Genomic DNA, 6,211 nt, shown 5'->3' with positions numbered 1-6,211 from the left:
GGTGCCGGGGTCGCCGGCGCGGGGTACCGGCCGCTGCCGGGGCGGCCACGCGGCCACGCGGCAGGAGGCGGGTGCGACGGCCTGACGGGCCGGGCGCGGCCGGCCCGTCAGGCCGCCTTCGCCTTGGTGGCGTACATGTCGACGTACTCCTGGCCGCCGAGCCGCATGACCTCGGCCATCACGGAGTCCGTCACCGCCCGCAGCACGTAGCGGTCGCGCTCCATCCCGTCGTAGCGGGAGAACTCCATCGCCGGGCCGAACCGCACCGTGACCTTGCCTGCCCGCGGCAGCCCCCGCCCGTTCGGCTGGAGCTTGTCCGTGCCGATCATCGCGAACGGCACCACAGGCGCGCCCGTCATCAGCGTCAGCCGTGCGATGCCCGTACGCCCGCGGTACAGCCGTCCGTCGGGGGAGCGGGTGCCCTCGGGGTAGATGCCGAAGATCTTGCCCTCCTCCAGGACCCGCCGCCCGGTCATCAGGGCGGCCGCGCCTCCGCGCCCGCCGTCCCGGTCCACGGGGATCATGCCGACGCCGGTGAAGAACCACGCCATCGCGCGGCCCTTGATGCCGCGGCCCGTGACGTACTCGTCCTTGCCGATGAAGAACACCTGGCGGTCGCAGACCAGCGGAAGGATCATCGAGTCGATGAACGTCAGATGGTTGCCCGCGAGGATCACGGGACCAGTGCCCGGGATGTGCTCCGCGCCCTCCACCGTCGTGCGGAACGCGAGCCGCACGAGTGATCCGATCGTTGCCTTGAGGAACGCGAAACGGGACAACGGATCCTCCGTGTCGTCGGCCGGCATGGATGAGCGGCTGGGTCGGTGCAGGTGAGGACATTACTCGCGCCGCGTGCCCGAACGCACCTCGGGAGGTCCCCGCGGGGGCCCGCCGAGGCCCCGGCGGCGGCGACGTCGGCTATGTCACACGGGCGTTTGGGCGCTGTAAGCCCCGGATGCGTCGATTGCCCACCCGAACTCCACGCACCGCGGAGGTTGCGGCTCCTGAACAAGTGGGAAAGGAGCGGTAGACAATCGGCGTAACCAAGTGAGCGGGAGGCATGCACACATGGGCATGAGCGTGACCATCTCAGCGGCAGGTGCGCAGGACGCGGAGAACATCCTGAAGCTCCAGTACCTGTGCTATCAGAGCGAGGCCGAGCTCTACGGCGACTACACCATCGAGCCACTCACGCAGTCCCTCGACGACCTCAGGGCCGACCTCTCCGGCGGCCACTGCCTGGTCGCGCGCCTCGGCGACGAGGTCATCGCCTCCGTGCGCGGCAGGATCGACGAGTCGGGCACGGCCAGGATCGGCAAGCTCATGGTGCATCCGAGGATGCGGCGCCACGGGCTCGGCGGCAGGCTCCTCGACGCGATCGAGACCCACTTCGCCCAGGACCCGGCGGCCCGCAGGTTCCAGCTCTTCACGGGCGGACGCAGCGACTCCAACCTGCGCCTCTACCGCAGCCGCGGCTACGCACCCGTCACCACGAGCGCCGAGGGCACACGGCTCGAACTCGTCACGATGGAGAAGCCCGCCACGTCCGGCACGTACGTGGCGAGCGCCTGAGGAGGTGCCCCTGGCGTTCTGCCCGCGGGCGTCAGGGGCGGTCGGCAGTCCCGCCGCTCACACGCCGGCAGGCGGCCGGTGGCCGGTGGCCGACGGCCGGGGGTCGGCGCGCCGGGTCAGGCCGCGGCCGCGGCCGAAGCCGCCGTGCGGGGCTTGCGCAGCCACAGCATGCCCGTCACCGGGAGGGCGACCGGGATGAAGATGTAGCCCATCCCGTAGTCCGACCACACCGTCGCGTCGGGGAAGGCGGACGGGTCCACGAGCGTCCACGTGCCGACCGTCAGCACGCCGACGAGTTCGAGCGCGCAGCACACCAGCGCCACCTTGCGCGCCGTCTCCCCGCCGCGCACCAGCGTGTACGTGATGAACACGTAGACCACGGCCGCGACCGCCGACAGCGAGTAGGCGAGCGGCGCCCGGCCATAGTCCGACACGATCTGGTACACCGAGCGCGACGCCGCGCCCACCGTCATCACGCCGTACAGCCACACGAGCACCAGGCCGGGCCCCGAGACCAGCCTGGCCTTCTTGCCCGGCCCGCCGTCGGCTCCCGCCTGCCGGGCCGTCTTCCCGCCCTGGCCCGTCGTCTGCGCCGTCACGTCCGTTCCGTCCTCTTCCATCGCCGTCCGTCACCCACCCCAGATCGCGTACAGCCGCACTTCGAGCACGGCGAGGACGACCCCGCCCGCCGCGACGACCACGGAGCCCCACCTGGTGCGTTCCGTCAGCGACATGAACCCGGCGATCGGCACCGAGAGAACCGCGCCCACCAGGTACGCGAAGAAGATCACCGAGCCGTCGTGCGGCTCCTGCCCGCCCGCGACCAGCACGATCCCCGCCACCAGCTGCACCAGCGCGAGCACCGACACCACGGCCATGCCGATGAAGTGCCAGTCCTTGGTCGGCTGGTCCCGGTACGCGGCATAACCGCACCAGGCGGCGAGGGCGAGCGCGGCCGCTGTAACCGCGATCGTCAGGGCGACAAGCATTGACCGAGGATATTACGGCGCCGCGCCCCGGCCGCGCCCGCCCCGGACCGCCGGGCGGCCCGCCCGCGTCCCCGCCGCCCGGCCACCCCCTATGCGCGGGGTCCGCCTGATGCTGCATGCTTTGCCTTTACGGCGGACTGGACGCACTGCTGGACGGACCCAGGCATGGAGCTGCGGATGACTACCACCTTTCCGGACGTTTCCATCAGCACGGAGAGGCTGGTGCTGCGCCCGTTCGAGTCGGCCGACGTCCCGGCCTACACCGAGATGATGAACGACGAGATGGTCACCGCCTGGACCGCCGCCCCGCACCCCTTCTCCTCCTCCGACGCCGCGAAGTGGGTCGGCAGGACCGCGCCCGCCGAGCGCAGGGAGGGCCGCGGCATCGTCTTCGCCGTGACCGAGTTCCTGACGCAGCGCCTCGTCGGCACCGTACGGCTGCACGACACGGACTGGCGCATCCTCGCGGCGCGCGCCGAGTACACGACGGCGCCCTGGGCGCGCGGCGAGGGTTACGCCACGGAATCGATGCTCGCGCTCGCCCAGTGGCTCTTCCGCGACCGGAAGTTCGAGCGCCTCGAACTGCGCACGGCCGCGGACAACACCGCCGCACAGCAGGTCGCCCAGAAGATCGGCTGCATCAGCGAGGGCGTCCTGCGCAACGCGTGGATAGCGCGCACGCAGACCGAGGACGGCGGCTGGGCCGACATCAGGACCGACCTGATCGTGTGGAGCCTGCTGCCCGAGGACCTCGAAGGCGTCGGCGAACAGCTCGCAGACGCGGGCGGCTACGCGAGCGGCTACCGCGACTGGCGCTGAGCCGACAGGAGCCACAGACGCGCGCCGCACGCTCGCGCCGCGCACCCCGCGCCGCGCACCCCGCGCCGCGCACCCCCGCCGGTCTGCCGCCGCCCGGGCGGGACCGGTACTCTCACCGTGCCGTGCGCCCCGCCCCGCCGCGACGCATCCGCTGCACCCCCGCCCGCGACACTCCGCCCGCGACACCTCCGGGAGACATACGACGATGGCCGACCGCGTGACGGTGATCGGCTGGGACGGCTCACCCCTCACCCCTGCGGCCCGATCCGCCCTCCTCGCCGCCACTCTGGTGGCCGGAGCCGCCCACCACCTGGCACTTCCCGAAGTGCCCGACGACGCCGAGCACATCAGGCTAGGCAGCATCGACCTCGCGGCCAGGCGCATCGCCGGCCACCGGGGCAGCGCCGTGGTGCTCGCCGACGGCGATCCCGGCTTCTTCGGCGTCGTCCGCACGCTGCGTGCTCCCGAGCACGGCCTCGAAGTGGAGGTCGTGCCCGCGGTGTCCGCCGTGGCGGCCGCCTTCGCGCGCGCCGGTATGCCCTGGGACGACGCCCAGGTCGTCGTGGCCCAGCGGCGCACGCTGCGCCGCGCCGTCAACGTCTGCCGCGCCCACACCAAGGTCGCGGTCCTCACCTCGCCGGGTGCCGGGCCCGCCGAACTCGCGCTGCTGCTCGAAGGCGTCCACCGCACGTTCGTCATCTGCGAGGAACTCGGCACCGAGCGCGAACAGGTCACCGTCCTCACCTCCGACAAGGCCGCCGACCACGTGTGGCGCGACCCGAACGTCGTCATCGTCATCGGCGGCACGGGCACGCGCGGCACGCAGGACGCGTCGATACCCGCCGCCTCCGGCTGGCTGCTGGGCGCCGCCCCGGCTCGGCGGTCCGCGGCCCGCGGCTGGGCGCTGCCCACCGAGGAGTACGGCGTCACCCTGGACGAGGGCGAGTCGACCTGGCTGCGCGCCGCCCAACTCGCCCGCATCGGCGCGCGGACGGGCGACCTCGTCTGGGACATCGGCTCGGGCAGCGGCGCCGCCGCCGCGGAGGCCGCGCGGTTCGGGGCCGCCGTCATCGCCGTGGACGAGGAGGAGGGCGCGTGCGCGTCCACCGCGGCGGCCGCCCGGCGCGCCGGGGTGCAACTCCAGGTCGTCCAGGGGCGCGCGCCCCACGTGCTCGAACGCCTGCCGGAGCCCGACGTCGTGCGGATCGGCGGCGGGGGACTCGACGTCGTCACCGCCTGCGCCGACCGCAGGCCGGAACGGATCGTCACGCACGCCGCCACCCGCGACGAGGCGGAGGCCGTGTCCGCCGCGCTCGCCGAGGGCGGCTACGCCGTCGAGTGCGCGCTCCTGCAGTCCGTCGGACTCGACACCGACGACTGGTCGGAGCGCGAGCGCGCGGTCGTCTTCCTCGTGGCCGGGCAGCGCCCCGACAGCGCCCCCTGACCCCGTCCGGCGGAGCGCGGGGTAGGCTGGCCGACCGTTGCACCGCAGCCGGCAGCCCGCCGTTTCGGCGTTCAATATCCGGACAAGGGAACCCTTTTGGATCCCCCTGCGGTACGCGCAAACCGGGGGAACGCGCAACGGCGCGCGGTCCGCGGCCGGTCGTCGGAGAAGGTGTCCCACGGCCGGCGGCAGCGTCCGGGGACACGCCGGGGCCGCGGTCCTTCGTGCCGCGCGGCGCCCCCGCTCGTTGTTATGGACGAGCGGCCGGGGCCACGGCTCTGCACGACTCCGGCGAAGGGCTTGCTGAAGGAGCAGAACCGATGGGCGAGGGGTACGCATGACTGACACCAACGGGGTCCCGGGCGAGGGACGGCCGGAGGACGCAGGCATGGCGGGGCAGCCGGGAGTCCCGGCCGCCGGCGAGTACGCCTACCTGGGCCCGTCCGAGGCGCACGCGGAGGAGGACGACCTCCTCCTCATGCCGAGCGCGCAGGGCGCGTGGAGCGATCCGCAGCCGGTGCCGCCGCAGGACGTGCAGCCCGGCGCCGCGCCCGTGGCCCACGACGGGTACGCGCAGCAGCCCGTGGCGCCCGCCCCGGCCGCGGTGGACGTCCCGCAGGAGGCGCATCCGCACCCCGATCCCGTGCCGCCGATAGAGCGGCCGGCGCCGGTGACGGAGCCGGCGCCGGGTGCCGAGGCGCAGCAGGCGCCGGATCAGTACGCGTCTCACCAGCAAGTCCCCGCGCACGCCGCGCCGTATGCGGAGCCGGGGACGGCGCAGCCGCAGCAGCAGACCTACAGCTCGGACGGCCGGGGCTTCAGCCACGCTCAGGCGCCCGGCCAGGCGCCCGAGTTCCAGCGCGTCGCCCCCGCGGAGCCGGTGGCGCGGGACGTGCCGCCCCAGGCGCCGTCGCCCGACGACGCGGGCCGCGGGCACGTGCCGTCCCCCGCGACGCCCCCTGACGGGTCCATCGGCGGCCCCGCGCCCGAGCGGCCCCAGGCCCCCTCGCGCAGGCCGCTGCACCTCGGCCCGCCGGTCTCCGACCCGACGAGCGGCGTCGTACGGTCGCTCGCCGACCGCGGCCCCGCCGCGCGCACGACGCCCGCCTACCCCGTGCGGACGCAGACGCCGGGCCCGCCCACGACCGGGCCCGAGTACCTCGACGTCACCCCGGAAACCCTCGAAGAGGCCCCGTCCGCCCAGCAGACGGGCTCGGGGCAGGCACCGGACGCGGCCGAGGCGCCGCAGGGCGGCGTCCCGTGGGTGCCGCAGCCGCAGGTGCCCGAGCAGGAGCCGCAGGAGCAGCAAGAGCAGCAGCAGGAGGAGCACACCATCCCGGAGGCCACCGAACCCGCTCAGGCCGTGCCCGCGCAGGCCCCGGCCCCG

Annotated in this window: 6 protein-coding genes and 1 pseudogene; 4 read left to right on the top strand and 3 right to left on the bottom strand. The window is 74.1% G+C overall.

All coding sequences use genetic code 11. The features are described from left to right. Window positions 1–107: 107 nt before the first annotated feature. Window positions 108–806 (bottom strand): lysophospholipid acyltransferase family protein, encoded by a 699-nt coding sequence (locus tag JFN87_RS31500; protein WP_209345670.1) that lies wholly within the window; start codon window positions 804–806, stop codon window positions 108–110. Window positions 807–1,068: 262 nt separating this feature from the next. Between JFN87_RS31500 and JFN87_RS31495 the strand changes: the two genes are divergently transcribed. Next, the gene (locus JFN87_RS31495) at window positions 1,069–1,572 is read left to right on the top strand and encodes a GNAT family N-acetyltransferase (protein ID WP_209345669.1); all 504 of its coding nucleotides are present in this window, start codon (window positions 1,069–1,071) and stop codon (window positions 1,570–1,572) included. Between the two features lie 116 nt (window positions 1,573–1,688). On the opposite strand, the gene JFN87_RS31490 is transcribed toward JFN87_RS31495, so the two are convergent. After that, the gene (locus JFN87_RS31490) at window positions 1,689–2,192 is read right to left on the bottom strand and encodes a hypothetical protein (RefSeq protein ID WP_245182718.1); all 504 of its coding nucleotides are present in this window, start codon (window positions 2,190–2,192) and stop codon (window positions 1,689–1,691) included. A gap of 9 nt (window positions 2,193–2,201) precedes the next feature. Next, entirely contained in the window at window positions 2,202–2,561 is a 360-nt protein-coding gene (locus JFN87_RS31485) for a hypothetical protein (RefSeq protein WP_209345667.1), read from the bottom strand. Window positions 2,562–2,738: 177 nt separating this feature from the next. On the opposite strand from JFN87_RS31485, the gene JFN87_RS31480 reads away from it, so the two are divergent. The 3 genes and pseudogenes from JFN87_RS31480 to JFN87_RS31470 all read left to right on the top strand — a co-directional run. After that, entirely contained in the window at window positions 2,739–3,380 is a 642-nt protein-coding gene (locus JFN87_RS31480) for a GNAT family N-acetyltransferase (RefSeq protein WP_209345665.1), read from the top strand. Between the two features lie 205 nt (window positions 3,381–3,585). Next, window positions 3,586–4,824, top strand: coding sequence for a precorrin-6y C5,15-methyltransferase (decarboxylating) subunit CbiE (gene cbiE, locus JFN87_RS31475; protein WP_209345663.1), 1,239 nt, complete (start codon window positions 3,586–3,588; stop codon window positions 4,822–4,824). A 337-nt stretch (window positions 4,825–5,161) separates the two neighbouring features. Then, a pseudogene (locus JFN87_RS31470) lies at window positions 5,162–6,211 on the top strand (hypothetical protein); the annotation flags it as partial.

This window comes from Streptomyces montanisoli (genome assembly GCF_017813245.1).
GTDB classification, from domain to species: Bacteria; Actinomycetota; Actinomycetes; order Streptomycetales; family Streptomycetaceae; genus Streptomyces; species Streptomyces montanisoli.
Note: the sequence above shows the minus strand (reverse complement) of the source record. Positions and strands in the feature narration are given on the sequence as shown.